The organism is Acidovorax sp. Root217, from assembly GCF_001428645.1.
GTDB lineage: Bacteria > Pseudomonadota > Gammaproteobacteria > Burkholderiales > Burkholderiaceae_C > Acidovorax.
This window is the reverse complement of sequence record NZ_LMIH01000016.1, coordinates 141,056-160,876: the sequence shown is the minus strand read 5'-3', so window position 1 is coordinate 160,876 and position 19,821 is coordinate 141,056. Positions and strand designations below refer to the sequence as shown.

The 19,821-nt window shown below is 68.5% G+C and carries 16 protein-coding genes and 1 pseudogene; 5 read left to right on the top strand and 12 right to left on the bottom strand.

All coding sequences use genetic code 11. The features are described from left to right. Positions 1-4: 4 nt before the first annotated feature. Genes ASE31_RS17520 through atzF form a run of 11 tightly spaced genes read right to left on the bottom strand, consistent with a single transcriptional unit; the run spans position 5 to position 10,436 of the window. The gene (locus ASE31_RS17520) at positions 5-706 is read right to left on the bottom strand and encodes a cysteine hydrolase family protein (protein ID WP_057203100.1); all 702 of its coding nucleotides are present in this window, start codon (positions 704-706) and stop codon (positions 5-7) included. 21 nt (positions 707-727) lie between these two features. Next, the gene (locus tag ASE31_RS17515; RefSeq protein ID WP_057203099.1) at positions 728-1,648 is read right to left on the bottom strand and encodes an ABC transporter permease; all 921 of its coding nucleotides are present in this window, start codon (positions 1,646-1,648) and stop codon (positions 728-730) included. Continuing rightward, positions 1,645-2,745: an ABC transporter permease gene (locus tag ASE31_RS17510; protein ID WP_057203098.1), complete on the bottom strand. Its 1,101-nt coding sequence runs from the start codon at positions 2,743-2,745 to the stop codon at positions 1,645-1,647. Before ASE31_RS17510 ends, ASE31_RS17515 begins: the two co-directional genes overlap by 4 nt. A 13-nt stretch (positions 2,746-2,758) precedes the next feature. Further along, a complete protein-coding gene (locus ASE31_RS17505; RefSeq protein ID WP_369819467.1) occupies positions 2,759-3,898 on the bottom strand; it encodes a BMP family ABC transporter substrate-binding protein in 1,140 nt (379 codons plus the stop codon). Between the two features lie 49 nt (positions 3,899-3,947). Beyond that, a complete protein-coding gene (hpxZ, locus tag ASE31_RS17500) occupies positions 3,948-4,328 on the bottom strand; it encodes an oxalurate catabolism protein HpxZ (protein WP_057203096.1) in 381 nt (126 codons plus the stop codon). A 13-nt stretch (positions 4,329-4,341) separates the two neighbouring features. Further along, positions 4,342-5,760 (bottom strand): AtzE family amidohydrolase, encoded by a 1,419-nt coding sequence (locus ASE31_RS17495; RefSeq protein ID WP_057203095.1) that lies wholly within the window; start codon positions 5,758-5,760, stop codon positions 4,342-4,344. Next, positions 5,757-5,966 (bottom strand): DUF4089 domain-containing protein, encoded by a 210-nt coding sequence (locus tag ASE31_RS17490; protein ID WP_057203094.1) that lies wholly within the window; start codon positions 5,964-5,966, stop codon positions 5,757-5,759. The genes ASE31_RS17495 and ASE31_RS17490 overlap by 4 nt, the downstream gene beginning before the upstream one ends. After that, positions 5,963-6,784 (bottom strand): ABC transporter ATP-binding protein, encoded by an 822-nt coding sequence (locus tag ASE31_RS17485; RefSeq protein WP_057203093.1) that lies wholly within the window; start codon positions 6,782-6,784, stop codon positions 5,963-5,965. The genes ASE31_RS17490 and ASE31_RS17485 overlap by 4 nt, the downstream gene beginning before the upstream one ends. Then, a complete protein-coding gene (locus ASE31_RS17480) occupies positions 6,781-7,611 on the bottom strand; it encodes an ABC transporter permease (protein WP_057203092.1) in 831 nt (276 codons plus the stop codon). The genes ASE31_RS17485 and ASE31_RS17480 overlap by 4 nt, the downstream gene beginning before the upstream one ends. 11 nt (positions 7,612-7,622) lie before the next feature. Beyond that, complete coding sequence (locus tag ASE31_RS17475; RefSeq protein WP_057203091.1) at positions 7,623-8,642, bottom strand: ABC transporter substrate-binding protein; 1,020 nt, start codon at positions 8,640-8,642, stop codon at positions 7,623-7,625. A 51-nt stretch (positions 8,643-8,693) separates the two neighbouring features. Further along, the gene (gene atzF / locus ASE31_RS17470; RefSeq protein WP_157412539.1) at positions 8,694-10,436 is read right to left on the bottom strand and encodes an allophanate hydrolase; all 1,743 of its coding nucleotides are present in this window, start codon (positions 10,434-10,436) and stop codon (positions 8,694-8,696) included. A 351-nt stretch (positions 10,437-10,787) separates the two neighbouring features. Here atzF and ASE31_RS17465 point away from each other — a divergent pair, with 351 nt between their 5' ends. The 5 genes and pseudogenes from ASE31_RS17465 (at position 10,788) to ASE31_RS17445 (ending at position 14,103) form a co-directional block, all read left to right on the top strand. Continuing rightward, positions 10,788-11,834: a histone deacetylase family protein gene (locus ASE31_RS17465; protein WP_057203090.1), complete on the top strand. Its 1,047-nt coding sequence runs from the start codon at positions 10,788-10,790 to the stop codon at positions 11,832-11,834. After that, a pseudogene (locus tag ASE31_RS17460) lies at positions 11,831-12,854 on the top strand (NAD(P)/FAD-dependent oxidoreductase). Before ASE31_RS17465 ends, ASE31_RS17460 begins: the two are co-directional and overlap by 4 nt. Positions 12,855-13,010: 156 nt before the next feature. Continuing rightward, positions 13,011-13,316 (top strand): DUF883 family protein, encoded by a 306-nt coding sequence (locus ASE31_RS17455; RefSeq protein WP_057203089.1) that lies wholly within the window; start codon positions 13,011-13,013, stop codon positions 13,314-13,316. A gap of 65 nt (positions 13,317-13,381) precedes the next feature. After that, the gene (locus tag ASE31_RS17450) at positions 13,382-13,777 is read left to right on the top strand and encodes a phage holin family protein (protein WP_057203088.1); all 396 of its coding nucleotides are present in this window, start codon (positions 13,382-13,384) and stop codon (positions 13,775-13,777) included. Beyond that, positions 13,777-14,103 carry a hypothetical protein gene (locus ASE31_RS17445; RefSeq protein ID WP_057203087.1) on the top strand — a complete coding sequence of 109 codons (327 nt, stop codon included), beginning with the start codon at positions 13,777-13,779 and terminating at the stop codon, positions 14,101-14,103. The genes ASE31_RS17450 and ASE31_RS17445 overlap by 1 nt, the downstream gene beginning before the upstream one ends. A 48-nt stretch (positions 14,104-14,151) precedes the next feature. Here the strand turns inward: ASE31_RS17445 and ASE31_RS17440 are convergent, their stop codons facing one another. After that, positions 14,152-19,731, bottom strand: a complete 5,580-nt coding sequence (locus ASE31_RS17440; protein WP_082604220.1) for an alpha/beta fold hydrolase — start codon at positions 19,729-19,731, stop codon at positions 14,152-14,154. Positions 19,732-19,821: the final 90 nt, after the last annotated feature.

The following is a 19,821-nucleotide window of genomic DNA, read 5'->3' as shown; positions in this document are numbered from 1 at the left end:
TCCTTCAGGCCAATGCGGCCAGCAGCGCGCTGGAGGGCGCATGCGCGCCGAACACTCCGCCCTGCATGGTCACCATGTTCAATGCGGCCTGGTGGTTGGCCGGGTCGGTTGCAGCCGTGCAGTCGGACAGCAGCAGGCACTCGTAGCCGCGGTCGTTGGCCTCGCGCATGGTGGTGTGCACGCAGACATCGGTGGTGATGCCGGCGAGGATCAGGTTCTGCACACCCGCCAGGCCGAGCACCATGTCCAGGTCGGTGGCGTAGAACGAGCCCTTGCCGGGCTTGTCGATCACTACCTCGCCGGGCAGCGGCGCCAGTTCCGGGACCAGCTCCCAGCCGGGCTCGCCGCGCACCAGGATGCGCCCGCACGGCCCGGCGTCGCCGATGCCCAGGCCCTCCTTGCCGATCTGGCGCGAGCGCCAGCGCTTGTTGGCCGGCAGGTCGGCGAGATCAGGCCGGTGCCCTTCGCGGGTGTGGATGACGCGGTAGCCCTGCGCGCGCAGGGCCGGCAGCAGGCGCTGCAGCGGGGCGATGGGCGCGCGCGTGAGGGCGATGTCGTAGCCCATCACGTCCACATAGCCGCCGATGCCGCAGAAGTCGGTCTGCATGTCGATCACGATCAGCGCGGTGTTGTCCGGGCGCAGGTCGCCGTTGTAGGGCCAGGCATAGGGGTTGGCCTGCACATGGCGGGTGGTTGGGGTGGTCACGAGGGCGGTTCCTTCGGAGGGTTATTTGCTGGAAGAGAGTTCGCCCGGGCTGCCAGCGGCCACGCTGCCGGGCTTGCAGGTCAGCACCAGGATCAGCAGGGTCAGCACATACGGCACGGTGTTGAACAGGTGGTAGCCCCAGCCCACACCCACCGACTGCAGCGCCGGGCCGATGGCGCCGGCCCCGCCGAAAAGCATGGCGGCGACCATGCAGCGCAGCGGGTTCCAGCGCGCGAAGATCACCAGTGCGACGGCGATCAGGCCCTGGCCGCTGGAGATGCCCTCGTTCCAGCTGCCGGGGTAGAACAGGGTGAGCGAGGCGCCGCCCAGCCCGGCGATGAAGCCGCCCGCCGCCGTGGCCGCGATGCGGATGCCGGGCACCGAATAGCCGAGCGCGCGCGTGGCGTTGGCCGAGTCGCCCGCCAGCCGCACCAGCAGGCCCCAGCGCGTGCGCGCAAAGGCCCACCACAGGACCACGGCCAGCACCATGCCCAGCGGCAGCAGGGCGTTGACCTGCAGGGCCGACTGCACCACGGGCGAGTCGCTCCAGCCGCCCAGCGGCAGCGCGGGGATCTGCGGGGCCTGGGGCTGGATCAGCGGCTTGCCCAAGTAGAAAGCCAGGCCCGTGCCCAGCAGCATCAGCGCAATGCCGGTGGCCACGTCGTTCACGCGGGGCAGCGAACACAGCACGCCGTGCAGCGTGGCCAGCAGGGCGCCCGCCGTGGCCCCTGCCAACACGCCCAGCCAGGGCGAGCCGGTCAGGTAGGCGCCGCCGAAGGCTGCCATCGCCGAAAGCACCAGCACCCCCTCCAGCCCGAGGTTGATGCGGCCGGATTTTTCGGTGAGGCACTCGCCCAGGCTCACGAAAAGGAAGGGCGCGCCCACGCGCAGGGCCCCGCCCACGATGCCGGCCACCAGGGCAATCCATTGGTCTGCGGTCATATGGGCTCCACATTCGCGGTGGGAGGGGCGCTTGGAGTCGTCGTCTCGGCGGGCCGGCTGCGCCGCTGGGCCCACAGGGCCCGCCAGTCCACGTCACGCAGCGCCTCGCTGGCCAGTATCAGCACGAAGGCAATGCCCTGCAGCACCATCACCGAGGCATCGGGCAGGCCCAGGCGGCGCTGCAGCAGGCTGCCCGCCGCGCCGAAGCCGCCGAACAGGATGGCCACCGGAATGATGGCGATCGGGTTGTGCCGCGCGATGAATGCCACGAGGATGCCGGCGTAGCCGTAGCCCGCGATCAGCGCGCCGTTGGCATTGGTGTGCACCGCCGCCACCTCCACGGCACCGGCGAGGCCTGCCGCCGCGCCGCCCAGGGCGCAGGCCACCAGGATCAGGCGCGTGGCCGGCAGGCCCACAAGTTGCGCGGCGCGCGGGTTGCCGCCCACCACGCGGATCGAGAAGCCCGAAGCCGTCCAGTGCAGCCACAGGCCCAGCGCCACGCAGGCCAGCACGCCCAGCACCAGGCCCCAGTGCACGTCCGAGCCGGCGATGCCACCGATCAGCAGGCCCGGATCGAGGCTGGGCGTGGCCGGCTTGTTCAGGCTGGCAGGGTCGCGCAGGGTGCCCTCCACGAAGTGCTTGAACAGGCCGATGGCCACGTACGACAGCAGCAGGCTGCTGATGGTCTCGTTGATGCCGCGGTACTGGCGCAGCCAGCCCGCCAGCATGATCCACAGCGCACCGGCCACGGCGCCTGCGGCGCAGGCCAGCGCCGTGCCCGCCACATTGTCGGGCAAGGCCACGGCCATGGGCAGCGCCGCGGCGGCCAGGCCGCCGAGCACCAGTGCGCCCTCGCCCCCGATGATGGTCAGCCCCGCCCGCGCGGGCAGGGCCACGCACAGGGCCGTGAGCATGAGTGGTGCGGAGCGCTGCAGGGTGTTCTGCCACGAGAACCAGTCGCCGAACGCACCCTTGAACAGCGTGGTCCACACGTCAATCGGGTTCACGCCCGCAAAGCCGACGAAGCCGCCGAACAGCAGCAGAGCCAGCCCGATGGCGACAACGGGCAAGAGGACGTCCTTGGCGGCCGAATGCATGGCAGTCCCTTGCTTAGAACGAGCCGAGGACGCCTTCGACCAGGTAGTCCATCTTTTCCAGCTCCAGGTCGGTCTGCTTGAACGACTTGCCGCTGGCGATGACCTCCTTGCCCTTGTTGTTCTTGAGCGGGCCCTTGAAGATGTCGAAGCCGCCCGCGATCATCTTGGCCTTGGTGTCGTCGGCCTGCTTCCTGGCGGCTTCGCTCACGGCCGGGCCGTAGGCGGACATCTTCACAAAGCCTTCCTTCAAGCCCCCGCGCAGGAAGTTGGGGTGCGGCTTGCCGGTGCGGGCCGCCTCGATGATGGTGGTGTAGGCCGTGAGCCAGTTCCATTCGGCCCCCGTCAGGTAGGCCTGGGGCGCCAGCTTGGCCTGGCTGGCGTGGTAGCCGCAGACCATCTTGCCGCGCTTGGCCGCGGTCTCGACAATGACCTTGGGCCCGTCCACGTGCATGGTGAACACGTCGCAGCCCTGGTCGGCCAGGCTGTTGGTGGCCTCGGCTTCCTTCACGGCCATGGACCAGTCGCCCGTGAAGATGACGCTGCAGGTGACGCCCGGCTTGACCGAGCGCGCCCCCAGCGTGAAGGCATTGATGTTGCGCAGCACCTGCGGGATGGGCTTGGCGGCGATGAAGGCGATCTTGCCGCTCTTGCTCATGTGGCCGGCCACCACGCCGTTGAGGAACTGGCATTCGTCGATGTAGCCGAAGAAGCTGCCCGCGTTCTTGGGGTGCTTGCCTTCGGTCCACATGCCGCCGCAGTGCGAAAAGCGCACCTCGGGGTACTTGGCGGCCAGTGCCAGCAGGTGCGGGTCGAAGTAGCCGAACGAGGTCGGGAACAGCAGCTTGGCGCCGTCCTGCGCGATCATGCCGGTCATGGTCTTTTGCACGGCGGCGGTCTCGGGTACGTTCTCTTCTTCCACCACCTTGATGCCGGGCATCTTCTTGAGCTCGGCCGCGGCCTGGGCATGGGCCTGGTTGTAGCCGTAGTCGTCGCGCGGGCCGACGTAGATCACGCCCACGGTGAGCGGGGCCTGCGCGTTGGCTTGCATTGCCCACCCGCCCAGGGTGCCTGCAGCGCCCAGCGCCGCAAGGGCTTGCAGGGATTCGCGGCGGTTCGGGTTGGCAAGGCGGGACATGGGTTTCTCGTGTTTCATGGCGGTCCTTTCGGCAGGGTGGTTTTGCAAGGGGGAAAGAGGATCGGGGTCAGTCGAGCAGGCTCACGTGGGCTGCGACAACGCGCCAGCCGGCCTCGGTGCGCAGCCAGGTCTGGCTCTGGCGGCCGGTGCGGGCGCTGCCCTCGCGCTGGAACTCGGCATTGGCGGTGGCGAAGTCGCGGCCATAGGTGGTGATCACGGTCCTGAGCAGGCGCCGCTGCAGCCCCTGGGCCGGGCGCCCGGCGCGAAAGGCCTGTATCTGCGCGTAGCCGTAGAGGTTCTCGGTGGCGCCGTAGCGCAGGGTGTGGGGGTTGTCCCAGAAGAGTTCGTCGAGCACCTGCACCTTGTTGTGCACGAGGGCATGTTCGTAGCGGGCGAACACGGCCTCGACCTCGGCGAGCACCTCGGGCTGGTTGATGGTGTAGGGCATGAAAAGATGGCTTTCACAAAGTGGCGATGGGCGCGCGGCAGATGCCCGCAGCCTCCAGCACGGCGGCGGCGCGCAGCGCAAGGTCTTCGCGCCAGGGCGCAGCGATGATCTGCACGCCGATGGGAAGGCTTGCGTGCGCGCCCCACACCGGCACGGCGCACACCGGCAGGCCGATGCACGAGAGGGGCTGGGCCAGCAGGCCCATGTTGGGGCGCAGCGGCAGGTCGCGCCCATTCAGGTCGAAATGCTCGGTGCCGATGGGCGTGGCCGCGCAGGGCGTGGCGGGGGCCAGCAGCAGGTCGTAGCGCGACAGCACCCGTGCGGCTTCGTGGGCATAGCGGCTGCGCACGCGCTGCGCGCGTGCCACCCAGGCGGCAGGGATCAGCGCGCCGGCCAGGAAGCGGTCGCGCGACAGCGGCTCGAAGTCGGCTGCGCGCGTGCGCAGGTTATCGAGGTGCAGGGCCCCGGCCTCCGCGTTGGTGATGAGGAACGCCGCCGCACGGCCGGCCTCCACCAGCGGCAGCTCCACCGGTTCGGCCTGTGCGCCCAGCGCCTGCGCCACCCGGGCCACGGCGGCGCGCGCTTCAGGCAGGGCATTGTCGGCAAAGTAGCCACCCAGCACGCCAATGCGCAGGCCGGTGATTCCCTTGTCCAGGTCGCGGGCCACCGGCTGGGCCGGCCGCTGCGCGCAGCCGGCATCGGTGTGTGCGGCAGGTGCTTCGGGGCCCTGCATGGCGTCATAGGCCAGCGCCAGGTCGCGCACACTGCGTGCCATGGGGCCCAGGTGGTCCAGGCTGGAGATGAAGGGAAAGCTGCCCGTGCGCGGCAGCCGCCCGAAGGTGGGCTTGAGGCCGAACACGCCGCACAGCGAAGAGGGCACGCGGATCGAGCCATTGGTGTCCGATCCGAGCGTGATGGGCACCTGGCCCGCAGCCACGGCAGCGCCGGAGCCGCCCGAGGAGCCACCCGCGATGCGGCCGAGGTCGTGTGGGTTGTGGCAGGCGCCCTCGTGGCTGTTCTCGGTCGTGAAGCCGTAGGCGTACTCGTCCATGTTGAGCGCGCCCACGAGGATGGCGCCCGCAGCCTCCAGGCGCTGCACCAGCAGGGCATCGGCCCTGGCGGGAGGGTGCTCGCGTTCGATCTTCGAGCCGGCCAGGGTGGTGAGGCCCGCCACGTCGAACAGGTTCTTCACGGCAAAAGGCACGCCCAGCAGGGGCAGGGCGGCCTGCGTCCCCGCAGCCAGACCGGCATCGATGCGGGCGGCGCGCGCCAGGGCCCGTGCCCGCAGCACGGCGGTGAAGGCGTTGACGCGGGCGTCGGTGTGCTCGATGCGGTCCAGGCTGGCCGTCACCAGCGCGGTGGCGGTCACGTCGCGCGCCGCCACGGCCTGTGCCATGCCGGCTGCGTCCTGTTGCCACCAGGGCGCCGTCATGCGCGGCCTCCCTCGGCCGGCAGCACCGGGACGAAGGCAATGGCGGGCTCGTCCGTCGCGTCCAGCGGCACGGCGTTGACGGTGTCGGCAAAACCGCTGGCCAGCGCCAGGTAGCCGAGCACGGCCGCGCGGTGCTCGGCCGCGATGGGCAGGCCGACGGCCGTGGCCGCGGCGTCGAGGTAGCGTTCGAGCTCGGCCGCGTTCATCGGCGCACCTCGCGCTGAAAGATCTCCAGGCTGAGCTTCTTCATGGCCACGAAACTGGGCTCGCTGAGCGTGGCCAGCGTGCGCGGGCGGGCATCGTCGTAGTGCAGGATCTCGGCCACGCGGGTGGGGCGCTTGGTCAGCAGCAGCACCTCGTCGGCCAGGTAAACGGCTTCTTCGAGGTCGTGCGAGACCAGCAGCATGGTGGTGCCGGTCTGCGTGAAGACCTCCTGCAGCTTCTCGCGGATGAACAGCGTCATCTCGAAGTCGAGTGCCGAGAACGGCTCGTCGAGGAACAGCACCTCGGGGTTGGGTGCCAGCGCCCGCATGATGGAGGCGGTCTGCTGCTGCCCGCCCGAGAGTTCGTAGGGGTAGCGGTTGAGGTCGAACTTCACGTCGAACGAGGCCACCAGCTCGGCCATGCGGCGGTCCACCTCGGCCTTGCTCTTGCCTTCGAGCTTGAGCGGGTAGGCGATGTTGTCGATGGTGCGCATCCACGGGAACATCGCTTCGCGGTAGTTCTGAAAGACATAGCCGATCTTGGTGTCCTTGAGGCTTTTGCCGTCGAACAGGATCTCGCCGCTGTCGATGGGCACGAGGCCGGCGATCATGTTGATCAGCGTGCTCTTGCCGCAGCCGTTGGGGCCGAAGACCGAGACGATCTTGTGCTTGGGGATGTCGAGGTCGAAGTCCTCGTACAGCGGCCAGCCGGCGAAGTACTTGGTCAGCCCGCGGATGGTGATGTGGGTGCCTGCCGGGCCGGGTGTGAAAACACGCTTGGGCACATCGGCATACACGGCGCCATTGACGACGGTGTTCATCGGCCGCTCCAGTGAACGATCCTGCGTTCGGCGACGAGGAACAGGATGTTGAGGGCATAGCCCAGGGCGCCTGCAGCCAGGATGGCGGCGTACATGCTCTTGACGTTGAGCACCTGCTGCGCATCGATGATGCGATGGCCCAGGCCGTTATCGGAGCCGATGAACATCTCGGCCACGATCACGATGACCAGCGCCATCGACACGGCCGAGCGCAGGCCGACGAAGGTGGGCTGCAGGCTCTCCCAGACCAGCACGTCCTTGAAGATCTGCCAGCGCGACGCCCCCATGACCCGCGCCGCCATCACGCGCTGCTTGCGGGCATTGATCACGCCGTAGGCGCTGTTGAAGATCACGATCAAAAAGGCGCCGAACGCGGCGATGGCCACCTTGTTCACGTCCGACACGCCGAAGATCAGGAGGAACAGCGGGATCAGTGCCGACGAGGGCGTGGAGCGGAAGAAGTCGATCAAGAACTCCACGCTGCGGTAGGCGCGCTCGTTGCTGCCCAGCAGCACCCCGAGCGGCACGCCGATCACGGCCGCGATCAGGAAGGCCTGCACCGTGCGCCAGACGGTCACCGCGAAGTCCAGCAGCAGCGGCCCGCCCGCCAGGCCGGTGACCAGCGTGAGCACGGTGGCGCCGGGTGGTGGCAGCAGGATGGGCTTGATGAAGCCCAGCCGCACCACCAGGTCCCAAAGGATGAACAGGGCCAGGGGGCCGACGAAGGGAAGCAGCTTGTCCCAGGCGGGCGTCTTGGGCGCAGCGGATGCCGCCTTGCCTGCGGGCGGCGACCAGGCGCCGGCGGTGGTGGAGGTGGTTTCGGCCATGGCGCGCCCCTTCAGGCCTTGTAGATCAGGCTGTCGACCACGACCTTCTTCTCGAAGATGCCCTTTTCGGTGAACAGGTCGTAGAACTTCTGGAAGTACGCCAGGTCGCTGGGCTTGAACTCGTTGTGCAGCATGTACGAGGCCAGCGGCACCTCGGCCGTGAGCGCGCCCTCGATGGCGGTGTAGCCCTTCATGAACTGCCGCGCCTCGTCGGGCTTGGTGCGCACCAGCTCGATGCCGCGGGCGTAGGCGGCGATGAACTTCTTGGCCACCTCGGGGTTCTTCTTGATGAATTCGCTGGTCAGGCTGGCTGCGCCGCCGTGCCAGGGCGCCATCGCGTCGCCCAGGATGTATTTGGCGACCACGCCCGATTCGATGATGCGCGTGGTGCCGTTCATGCGGCCGATGGTGCCCGTGGGCTCCAGGGTGTAGCAGGCGTCGACCTGGCCGGCGACGATGGAGGCGATGTGCTGGCCAATGGGCAGCTCGGTCACGGTGGCACCCGTCGCGCCGGCACGTTCCAGCATGGTCTTGCACAGCGTCATGTTCTGGATGCCGGGGCCCGAGGCGACCTTCTTGCCTTTGAGGTCGGCCATGGTCTTGATGGCGCTGTCCTTGCCGGTGATGAACTGGTCGAGCACGAATGTGGCGTTGCTCGGGTTCGTCGCGAAGATCTTGAACAGGCCGGGCTGGGCGATTTCGCCGATGGCCAGGTTGGCCGAACCCGTGCCGTTGGAGCTGCCGTCGGAGCGGCCCGAGAGCATGGCCTCCATCACCTGTTGGGCGCCCGCGAACTTGAGCGCTTCCACGTCCAGGCCAGCCTCCTTGAAATAGCCTTTCTCCACCGCTGCGAAGAAGGGCAGCCCGGCCGCCACGGGCCAGAAGCCGATGCGGACCTTGGGGCCGGACTGGGCGCGCACCAGGGCAGGGGCTGCGAGCATGCCCAGCGTGGCGGCCGAGGCGGTGAGGACGCGGCGGCGCGAAGTGCTGGTGATAGTGCCGGTGGAGGGGATGGAACTGTGGGATGTCATGGCAGGCTCCTGCAGCAAGGTTGAAAGATGAGGGGATGGAAGGGGCATGGGTCAGTTGCCGGCCTTGAGGGACGCGATGTACGCCCGCCAGCCGCCGAAGCCGCTGATGTCGCGCGCACCGGCCAGCGCCAGCGGCTCGCAGATGAAGCCCTGCACGCTGCTGCCGTCGGCCAGGGTGAGCGTGCCTATGCCCAGCGGCTGCGGGATCAGCGCGACGAAGCTGCCGTAGTGCGCGGCGGGCATGCGCCAGACTTCGACGGCGATGCGCGTGCCCTGGCTCGGCGCCACGCGCAGCAGGCCGGGCTTGGGCGGCACGGTGCCGGGCAGGGCGTAGAGCTGGTAGTCGGCGGCTGTCTCGGTCGCCAGCTCCAGCGTGGCGCCGCGTTCGGTGAGCTGGCCGTTGAGCGGCATGCCGCTCAGGTGGGCTCCGACCACGGCGACCCTTACGGTGGCGGGCGCCTGCATCCCCGCGATGGGCTGGGGCGCGGGCAAGGGCGTGCTGCCGGCGGCCTGGGGCAGGCCGGTGGCGTGGTGGTAGCGCTGGCCCAGGTCGGCCAACTGCCAGTCGCTGCCGCAGGGGCCGATGAGGGTGATGCCGAAGGGCAGGCCATCGGCGCGCAGGCTGCTGGGCACCGAGATGGCGGCGTAGTCCAGCAGGTTGACGAAGTTGGTGTAGGCCCCCAGGTTGCGGTTGAGCACCACCGGGTCGGCCTGCATGGCGGCAATGGTGTAGTGGGTGGGGGCCGTGGGCACCAGCAGCAGGTCGATGGCCTCGGGGCCCTGCCACATCGGTGCCACCTGCTGGCCCAGGGCGCGCAGCCGGGTCTGTGCATCGCACAGGTCGGCCGCGCTGTAGCGGCGCCCGCTGGCCAGGATGCTGCGCACCGGCTCCACCACCTGGTCCTCATGCTGGTCGAAGAAACTGCGCACGGCGGCATAGCGTTCGGCGACCAGCGCGCTTTCATAAAGCAGGGCTGCTGCCTGGGCCAGTGGCGCGTAGGGGATGGGCACCGGCGTGCCGCCCAGGGCCTTGAAGCGGGCCACGGCCTCGGCGAATGCCGCCTCGGCCGCTGCATCGCCAAAGAACTCGAGCACATCGGGCACGCCGAAACGGAAGCTGGCGGGCAATGGCTCGGCGGCCAGGGTGAGCTGCCGCCCATAGGGGTCCTGCGCGTCATAGCCCTGTGCGACCTGCAGCACCTGGGCCGCCACATTGACCGTGCGCGCGAAGATCGAGACACAGTCGGCGCTCTGCGCGGCCGGAACGACGCCCCGGGCGCTGACCAGACCCTTGGTCGGCTTGATGCCCACGATATTGTTCAGCCCGGCCGGTATCCGGCCCGAACCGGCCGTGTCGGTGCCCAGCGCGAAGTCCACCTGCCCGGTGGCCACCACGTAGGCCGAGCCTGAACTGGAGCCACCCGACACGTAGGCCGGGTCCAGCGCATTGGGCACCGCGCCGTGCGGCGAGCGCGTGCCGTTGAGCCCGCAGGCGAACTGGTCCAGGTTCGTCTTGCCCACCAGCGTTGCGCCGGCGTCGAGCAGGCGCTGCACCACCGCCGCATGGGCTGTGGCCATGTAGGCAAAGGCAGGGCAGGCGGCGGACGTGGGGTAGCCCGCCACGTCGATGTTGTCCTTGACCGCAAAGCGCAGGCCGCTGAGCGGGCCGCCAGGCCTGCCGGCGACGGCGGGCTCGCAGCGCACCAGCCAGGCCTGCTCAGCCAGCGGGAGGGGCGGTGAACCGTCAGGCACAGGAGGAAATTCGGCCACCAGGGAGTTTGTTGCTTGCACCATTTTGAAGAATTCAATCTTGGATACAAGAAGAGATGCAAGCGCTGTGCCAGGGCGGCCGGGTCCGCAGCGGATCGGTCAGGTCCATGTGCCGCAAGGGGGGAAGTCCGGCAAGAACCGCCTAGCGCTCAAAGGGAAGCCCGTGGCTTTTGCGCCCGGACCAGGCCTGGTGCCGGCGCGTGAGGCGCGGCACATGCGGCCGGCTGCCGGCGCTGACGGGCGCCCGCTTTTGCTGCGGTCTGGTGCATGGGCAGCGTTTCGAGCGGTGTGGGACGCGCTAAAGTGGTGAGCCCTGCCGGCCTCCGTGGGATGCATCGACGGACGCGGGCAAAATCATTTCCTGTCTGTGCCCGCATGATTTCCTTCCACAACCCCTTGCACTACCGGCATGCGCCGTTCCATGAGTTCTACCGTGGCGAGCGCGTGCCGTGCTTCGAGAAGCCGGTCCGTGCCCAATATGTGGAGGACGCCCTGCTGGAGCGCGGCCATGGCCTGCTGGTGCCCGACGTGGACAGCACGCCGGTGCTGGCCCAGGTCCATGCGCCGCGCTACCTGGCTTTCTTGCAGAACGCATGGTCGCAGTGGCTGGCGCTGGATGCGGCCAACGCCTCGGTCCAGCCCTTCCCTTCGGTGTGGCCGGTGCGCAGCCTGCGCAGCGACGTGGAGCCGGACAACTTCGTGGCCAAACTGGGCCTGTACTCCATGGACAACGGCACGCCCATGGCCGAGGGGACCTGGGAGGCCGCCAAGGCCGGGGCCGACGCCGCTGCCAGCGCAGCGGCCCGCGTGGCCCAGGGCGCGCGGGCCGCGTTCTGCTGTACCCGCCCGCCGGGCCACCATGCGGGGCCCGACTTCATGGGCGGCTACTGCTTCCTCAACAACGCCGCCGTGGCGGCCCAGTGGCTGCGCAACCAGGGCAGCCAGCGTGTGGCCCTGCTGGACGTGGACTACCACCACGGCAACGGCACGCAGAGCATCTTCTACGACCGTGCCGACGTGCTGTTCATCAGCATGCATGGTGACCCGCTGACCGAGTACCCGTTCTACCTGGGCCATGCCGACGAAACCGGCGACGGCGAGGGCGCAGGTTTCAACCTCAACCTGCCGCTGCCCGCAGGCACCACGGCTGATGAATGGTTTGCCGCGCTGGAGCAGGCCTGCGTGCGCATCGCGCAGTACCGGGCGGACACGCTGGTGGTCTCGCTCGGGCTCGATGCCTTCGAGGACGACCCGATCTCCAAGTTCGCGCTCAAGACCTCGGACTTCACGCGCCTGGGCGAGCGCCTGGCGGCCCTGGGGCTGCCCACGGTGTTCGTGCTGGAAGGGGGGTACGCGGCGGCGGAACTGGGCAACAACGCCGTGAACGTGCTCGACGGCTTCGATCACGCAGCGGCGCGATGAGCGATACCGTCGACTGCGTGGTGGTGGGTGCCGGCGTGGTGGGCCTGGCGGTGGCCAGGGCCCTGGCTCGCGCAACAGCGAGGTCATCCACGCTACGCTACGGGCTCGCTCAAGGCCCGGCTGTGCGTGCAGGGGCGCGATCTGCTGTACGCCTACTGTGCTGAGCGCGGCGTGCCGCACCGGCGCTGCGGCAAGCTGATCGTGGCCACGTCCCCAGAACAGATCCCTGCGCTGCAGGGCATCGAAGTGCGCGCCCGTGCCAACGGCGTCACTGACCTGCAATGGCTCGATGCCGAGGCCGCGCAAGCGCTGGAGCCCGCGCTGCAGTGCGTGGCGGCGCTGCACTCACCCAGCACGGGCATCGTCGACAGCCATGCGCTGATGCTGGCCCTGCAGGGCGACCTGGAGCATGCGGGCGGCCTGGTGGCGCTCAACTCGCCGCTGGCCCATGCCCGCTGCACGGCCCAAGGCATCCACCTGCAGGCCGCCGACGGCACCGAATTGCTGGCACGTACGGTGGTCAATGCGGCGGGCCTCGCCGCACCCGGCCTGGCGCGGCGCTTAGAGGGCCTGGACGCCCGCCATGTGCCCACGCCGCACTACGCCAAGGGCAGCTATTTCACCCTGGCCGGGCGGGCGCCCTTCAGCCGCCTCATCTACCCCGCGCCCGAGGCCGCCGGCCTGGGCGTGCACCTGACGCTCGACATGGGCGGGCAGGCCCGTTTCGGCCTCGACGTGCAGTGGGTGGACGACCCGGCCGACCTGCAGGTGGACCCTGCCCGGGGCGATGCCTTCTACGCCGAGGTGCGCAGGTATTGGCCTGGCCTCAAGGACGGCGCGTTGGTTCCAGCCTATGCCGGCATGCGCCCCAAGATCAGTGCCCCGGGCGAGCCTGCGGCCGACTTCGTGATCCAGGGGCCGGCAGTGCATGGCGTGCCGGGCCTGGTGAACCTGTTCGGCATCGAGTCGCCGGGGTTGACCAGTTCACTGGCCATCGGCGCGCACGTGGCAGCGCTGTGATGCGTGTCAACTCCATGCCAGTCGTAAGCCATTGCGTCCAAGTCCTACAAGGGTTTTGGCGATCTGTCCGCTAAGATGGTACTGAGCGCCACATCATTGGCCGGTAGGCGGACAGGGGATGTGATTTTTTCTTTTGTACACAGAAAGGTTTGCCATATGAGCGTTTCCGACTCCATCTCCACGACCCAGGCCGATCTGGAAAAACTCGTCTCTGATCTGCGCGGCCTGCTGTCGAGCAAGGACCTTGATTCCGTGCCAGACATCAAGCTGTTGCGCCAGAAGCTGGACGATGGCCTGCAGACTGCACGCGAATCGGCAGTGCGTGCCGCGCAGGACGCAGCCCGCCAAGCCAAGGACGCAGCGCTCGCGGCAGACCGTTATGCTCACGACGAGCCGTGGCGTGTCGCCGGTGCAGCATTGGCTGTCGGTGCGCTGGTGGGCTTCGTGCTGGCCCGCCGCTGAAACGACGACGCTCTGACATTGCACAGACACCGCTTGTCTCCACTTCGTAGAACCCAAGGACACTGATGAACTGGCTTGCTCTTCTGGGCCTGGATGCGCTGGTGGCGCGCTGGCGCGCTAATGTCATAGAAGGGGCCATTGCAGCCGAAGACCGGATGGATCTGGCCCGCCTGGAATGGCGGGACCAGAAGCAGCGCCTGCAGCAACTGCTGGTGCTGACCATTCTGCTCGGCGGGCTTACGGTGGTGGCACTCATCATGCTGTCCATGGCGGTGTTGGTGCATTTCTGGGATACCGAACACCGCGTGCTGGTGGGCTGGCTGGTGGCCGGGGCCTGGTTGCTGGGCTGGGGTGGCACGCTGCTCAGCCTCGTGTCCGTTGCAAAACGGGCCGGCAACGGCTTTGCGCTGACCCGCCAGGAGCTGGCCCAGGACTGGCGCGACATCAAGGAGCGCCTGTGATGGCTGCCGACAACCAAGCCTTTGTTCCCGAACCCACGGCCGAGCAGCAGCGCGTGCTCGACCGCATTGCCAAGCAGCGCGAGCGCATCCGCGCGCGGCGCATCGCACGCGCCCAATCGGTGGCGCTGGCCCAGTCCGCGCAGCAGGCCTCGTCGGAGGAGCCGTTTGCGCTGCGGGCTGCGGCTTTTGCCAAGCAGCACCCCGCAGCGGTGGCTGCCCTGGTGGGTGTGGCCCTGGTGGCGGGGCCGCGCCGCCTGGTCCGATGGGTGGGCCTGGCGATGCCGCTGGTCACCCGGCTGCGGCCCTTTCTGGCGCGCAGGGCCTGACGGCCTCCCTCAGGTGGCCTCGGAACAGGTCCGGGGCTCTTTCGCACGCTAGCGAAAAGTGGGGGAGACACTCCCGACAGCCAGTTGCGCCTGCAGTTCCTTGACCAGGACATTGCCAGGCTCGTAAATGCCCATGGCGACGGTTGCGGTGCCGCTGGCCGCAGGGTCTTGTGTGATCGTGATCTTGGAGAACTGCCGCAGGGCACCTGACGCGAAGCGCGCGGTGGAAACCACGGCTGCGTCCGTGTCGCTGCCTGGCGCGCGCACCGGTGTGTCGAAGGTGAAATCGGCTTGCTGCGCGTTGGCGAAGGGCAGGCTGGCATTCCACGCCGAGCACACGAGATTGAGCGCAGTCGCGGACTTGCCCTGGCTGGTGAGTTCAAGCTCGACCAGGGCGCTCAGGTGGTAGTCACCGGCCACGAAGATCAGCCCCTCGATGTCGTTCTCGACAATGAACCGGACCAGCCTGCGCCAGCTGGCCGGGTAGCCGAGCCAGTTGTCCGCAGCGATACAGGTCGCCGGCTCGGCAACGAAGCGGTTCTCGGGCAGGGCGAAGACGCTGCCGCTGCACAGCAGCTTGGGCCCCTTGGGGTGGGCGAGCAACCAGCCTTCGATGGCCTGCATCTGCTCTTCCCGCATGATGTGCACACCCTTCCAGCCGTACAGCGTGCGGGGTGCGCGTTCGGTGCGCGTATCGGCGGCGAAGGCGGGGATCCCGCCGACCTCGAACGCATGCCACAGGCCGTGTTCCACGGTCCATCCCTGGGGGGGCAGGGACAGCCTGGGCAGCTCCTTGCGGTGAAAGCGTGACTGGTAGGCCGTGGCCGCCAGGAAACCGCTGTAGAAACGCTGCCCACGCAGGGAGTCCGCCGTGGCACTGTCGGCCCCATCGAGGTTGTCCTCGAACTCATGGTCGTCCACCACCAGCCAGACGGGCAGGCATGAAAACAGTTGCCGCGTCGCGGCGCTGCCCCAGCTCTCACGGTAGCGCTGTGCACCGCGCTCATCGCGCTCCGTGGTTTCTGCAATATTGGCCGTGGCATCGGCATAGATCTGGTCGCCCAGCAGCAGCAGGGCCTGCACAGGCGCTGGGGTGTGGGCGATGTGCTGCTCCATGTCGCCGGCCAGCGCGTCGATCGCGCGGCGCTCGAAGGCCAGGCCCGGCCAGCGGCAGGAGGTGGCCAGGAAACTGGTGCTGGCGTGCGCCTGGTCATCTGCGGTCCAGCGCTGCCACCAGGGCAGTTCGGCCAGATCGAGAACGATGGGCAGCGACATGCTTGGCGCAGCGCCCGGCGGCGGGCCGTCGGTTTCCATGGGCCGGGCCGTGCTCGATTCCTGTGGACTGCAGCGCAGCGTGAGGCTGATCTGCGGCAGATCGGCAAACCGCAGCTTCTCGCTTTCCTCGACTACACAGGTCCAGTAGTAGCCCTGCCCGGTGGGCGGGGGGCTTGGCAGGGCCGGTGGGGAGCTGGGTTCCAGCACGCCGGGAAATCCTTTCACCTCTACCGAGTCGCACAGCGCGCCGCCGATCCGGACCTCCGGCACCATCGGCGTGCTGGTGGTGTCGAAATACTGTTCCACCCAGACCACCAGCCGGCGCTTCCCGTGCGGTTCGCGTTCCGTCTGCAGCATGGGGCCGGTCAGTGGCCGGATGGGTGCGATGAAGTCCCGGTCGGCCAGATCCGTGTCGCTGGACTGATCGTCCGGGCATGGCAGGTCGGGGTCGATGTGGCAGCCATCGGCGATGTCCTTGAACGCGGCGGGATTCTCCAGAAAGTCTGTGAGATGCGGGTAAATGTCCGTATGGGCATGTTTGCCGAACAGAAAATCCATGTGGCCGTAGCCCTTGCGGATGAAGGTGCGGACCACCCTCCCGGGCTGGTGCGCGAAGACCCTGCGCAACCGGTTCCAGGTGCGTGCCGCTCCGCGCGGATCGAACACCTGGTTGTCCAGGCCATGCACGAACAGCGTGGGAAAGCGCCAGTTCCTGAGGAAGTTGTCTTCCAGGAGGTAGCTGTTCTCCCCCTCGCGGTTGGTGAGCCGCTCGCGCAGCACGATGAAGTACAGCTGGCGGAACACCTCGACCCCCGCCGCCCCCACGAGTTCGCCCAGCCGCTCATGCGTGCGCGGATCCAGATTGGCATGCACCCATTCGCGCCCGTAGAAGGCGGTCATCCGGTTGCAGATGGCGCACCCTGCGCCAGGCGAGTCGCGGTGCGCTTCGTGCAGGCTGCGCTCTTCATCCGACCAGGCCAGGGTGGCCGCGAACCGGTCCAGCAGTTCATCTGCTGCACCCGGCTTGGCCGGGGGGAGGGGGTCGATCAGTTCGCGGCCCGTGAGCAGGTTGCGGTAGAGCGCGGCCAGCGCTCCCGAGAACCGGTTGGACACGGACGGCACCACCCAGGGGTGCACCGCATGGATGATGGCCGCGCGCACCTTGGCGGTGTCAAAGCGCGCCTGCAGCGCCGCCATGGCGAAGGCGCCCGCGCCCACGCAGTGCGCGAAGACGTCGATGGGCTGGCCGCCTGCCTGGGCATGGACGCGGTCGACGGCGGCCGGAATGTCGGTGTGCGCGATGTCGTCCATGGTGTGTGCATCGCGCGCGTAGTCCAGGCGATTGGACATGCGGTTGTCCAGCAGCCAGACGGTATAGCCCTCGCGCAGGAAGTGGCCGGCCAGGTTGGTATCCACGGTGTCGGTCGCATACACGCCGCTGCCGTGGGCGAGCCCGTGGATGAAGAGGACATGCCGCGCGCCCTGAGGGTGGCGGTAGACCGTCAGCTGCAGGTCGATCTGATCCGTTTCTCCACTGCGGCGCGCCACCTTCAGCACCTCGGCCTGCGGCCGGACATCAACGCCCCCGGCTGTTTTCAGCGAAGGATGCGGCGGCAGCGCGGGGCGCGTGTACTTCGCGTAGTCCAGGCCGCGCAGTGACCAGAAGTGCGTCTGCATCACCGCGCGCAGCCACAGGGAGGCGAACGACACCAGCGCGACGATGGTGGCTGGCGTGCTCGATGCTTCACGGACCTGCAGCCGCAGCCGGCTCACGAGGTCTGCCAGATCGACGCGCAGCGCCAGCTTCCAGGGCGCCTTGTCCTGCCACCTCAGGTCCAGGTCCAGCATCGTGAGGGCGTCCCACAGCGTGCGCGCGCCATTCCGGTAGGCCAACAGTTTGCGGCCCTGGGCGACGACCGCCATGGCCTGGCCTGCGGCACCGCCTTGGGGTACCAGCGTGAAGTGGTAGTCGAGTGTGCGGTATTGGGTATGCAGCCAGCCCGCACGGGCCAAGCCGAGCAGTTTTTTGCGCCAGTCGGGGCCCACATGCTGGGAAATGCCGCCGGGCCGGCGTTTCAGATAGGCGCTGAATGCGAGCACGCCGCGCCAGGCCCGGCGCAGGAAGCCGGCATGCTCGAGCGCGAGCAGGGACACTTGCCCCGTGCCGCGCAGCAGGGGTTCGCCCTTCAAGGCGTCGGCGTGGATTGCCGGCCAGCCGGGGATGGGGTTGGCATAGATCGCCAACGAGGCATCCCATGGGGTCGAGGGGTTGGCCAGCCATTGGTGCAGGTCGACTGTGACCTCGACGGCTGCGATGAACGCGCGCGGCTGCGTGGCTGCCCCAGGGGGCAGCGGTGTGCCGTGCCGGGACAGGAGCCGCTGGGCCCAGTCGGGCAGGTGGGCTTTGTCGGTGCTGCCCAGCAGGTGCTCGTGGATGCGAAAAAGCACCACCCCTGTGTCGGATGCGGTCTGTCCCGCATCTGCCACACGGGGCTGCGACCTGGAGCCCTGTGCCGCAGCAACAGGCGCTGCGCTGTCCGCGTTTGGTTGCGCCAGCCCGCTGGCGATGTCCCGGGCCGCGAGCATGGACAGGGCGGAGATCGTGACGAACGGGTTGACGCCCAGGGCGCGCGGAACGATGGCTCCGTCCAGCACATGCAGGCCCGCGTGGACTTCATTCCCCCGGCCCTTGAACACCGCACCGCGCCAGTCGACGGCCCCTTGCGTGCCATCGTCGCCCATGGGGCAACCGCCGAGCGGGTGGACCGTGATCGATTTTTCTCCCTGGCCGCCTGCGATGATGTCGGAAAACCCCTCGGGTGTCGGGTGCCACAAGGGGTTGGGGAGGTAGTCGCCCCCATCGAAGCCGCCGGCCGCATGCGCCTGGCTGAATGCCCGGTGCACAGCCTGGTAGTAGTCGGCATGCCCTGCTGTGGAGCTGGAGCTGCTGGAGGGCCACCTGACATCCAGTTCCAGGGTGTCTGGATCCCCGGGGCTGGTACCGGAGGGCGGGCGCAGGGAGATGGTCCCGTTCGATGCGTCATGGCCCATGGCCAACAGCAATTGCGCGTGCCGCGCCGCCCCACGTGGAAGGGCCAAGGGGTCGTCGGTGCCTGGAAACCGCGCGTCCACATCGTGCACATAGCGGTGCAGGGTCGACAGCGCGTGGCCCAGTGTGCTCGTGGCCTGGGCGAGCGCAGAAGGGATGGCGCCGTCCTGCACCAGGATTTCCTGCCCTACGCCCTCCACATCCAGCGGCACGCGCAGCGTTCCACAGATCGTCGGTCCGACGTCACGGCTGGGTGCCGTGCTGTCCGCTTCGGGGGCCGAGACGGCATTGACGGCCCGGTGCTGTCGCCAGCCCATCGCGAGCACGTCGCCATTGGTGGAAAAGGCCGAGCCCAGCGCCTCGGAGTGCGGTACATGGAAGGACCGCAGCAGCAACTCCGTGCTGCCCAGGCTGCCGGCGCTGACGATGACGGTGTGGGCGTCGATGCTGAACTCGACGGGCGCTGTGTTGCGGCTGCCCGTTGAACACTGGAAGTGCACACGCCAACGCAGGCTGCGCCCGTTCGCACTGCGTGCGGGTGTCTCCAGGGGCTCCACCCGCAAAGCGTTGCCGCCGACGAAAAAACGTGCGCCACGACCGTGCGCCGCCGGGATGAGGTTGGTGGCCAGCGTGCCCTTGGCGCCGATGTTGCAGCCGGTGAAGCAGTTGCCGCAGCGCACGCAGGCCTGCATCTCCACCCCGTGCGCGTTGGTGTGCTGCGTGTTCGAGATGGTGAGGGGGACCGGCTGCGCGCCGCCTGCGTGCAGCGCACCTCCCAGGCGCGACAGCGCCTGGAATTTGGAGAGGTCTGCCGCGCGCTCCAGTGGTGCCGCTTGCAGCGCCGATACGACTTCGTCCAGGGCCTCCATCAGGGCCTCCCGCCGTGCGCCACCGTGTCGGTACATGCTGGGCCAGTGCTCCTGGTCGAAGGTCTTTGCCGCCGGCTTGAAGGCCACGCCCGCGTTGACCAGGGAGCCGCCGCCCAGGCCGCTGCCGGTCAGCACCGCCACCTCGTCGAAATTGCGGACGTTGAGAAGTGCCTGCGCGTTGCCCAGGGCCTTTCCGCTGGCGCCGCGCTGCATCCGCAGGTGGCCAGGGAGGTGGCCGATATCCTCGGGGAACTCACCGAGGGCGTATTCCTTGCCGCGCTCGACGACCCAGGTTTCCACGCCGGGACCGGCCAGTTCACGTGCCGCGAAGCTTCCCCCGTAGCCAGAACCGACAATGAGCACGTCGCATTGGGGCGCCGGGTGGGCCTGCAACATCGTTTCGATGGACTCTGACCAGCGAGAATGGGTCGCCATGGTGCCTTTCCGTGGATGTCCGTTATTGAGTAACAATTACTTACATGCGTCTTTTACCGCCCTTTCCCGTTGATGCCAATCACCCATTGG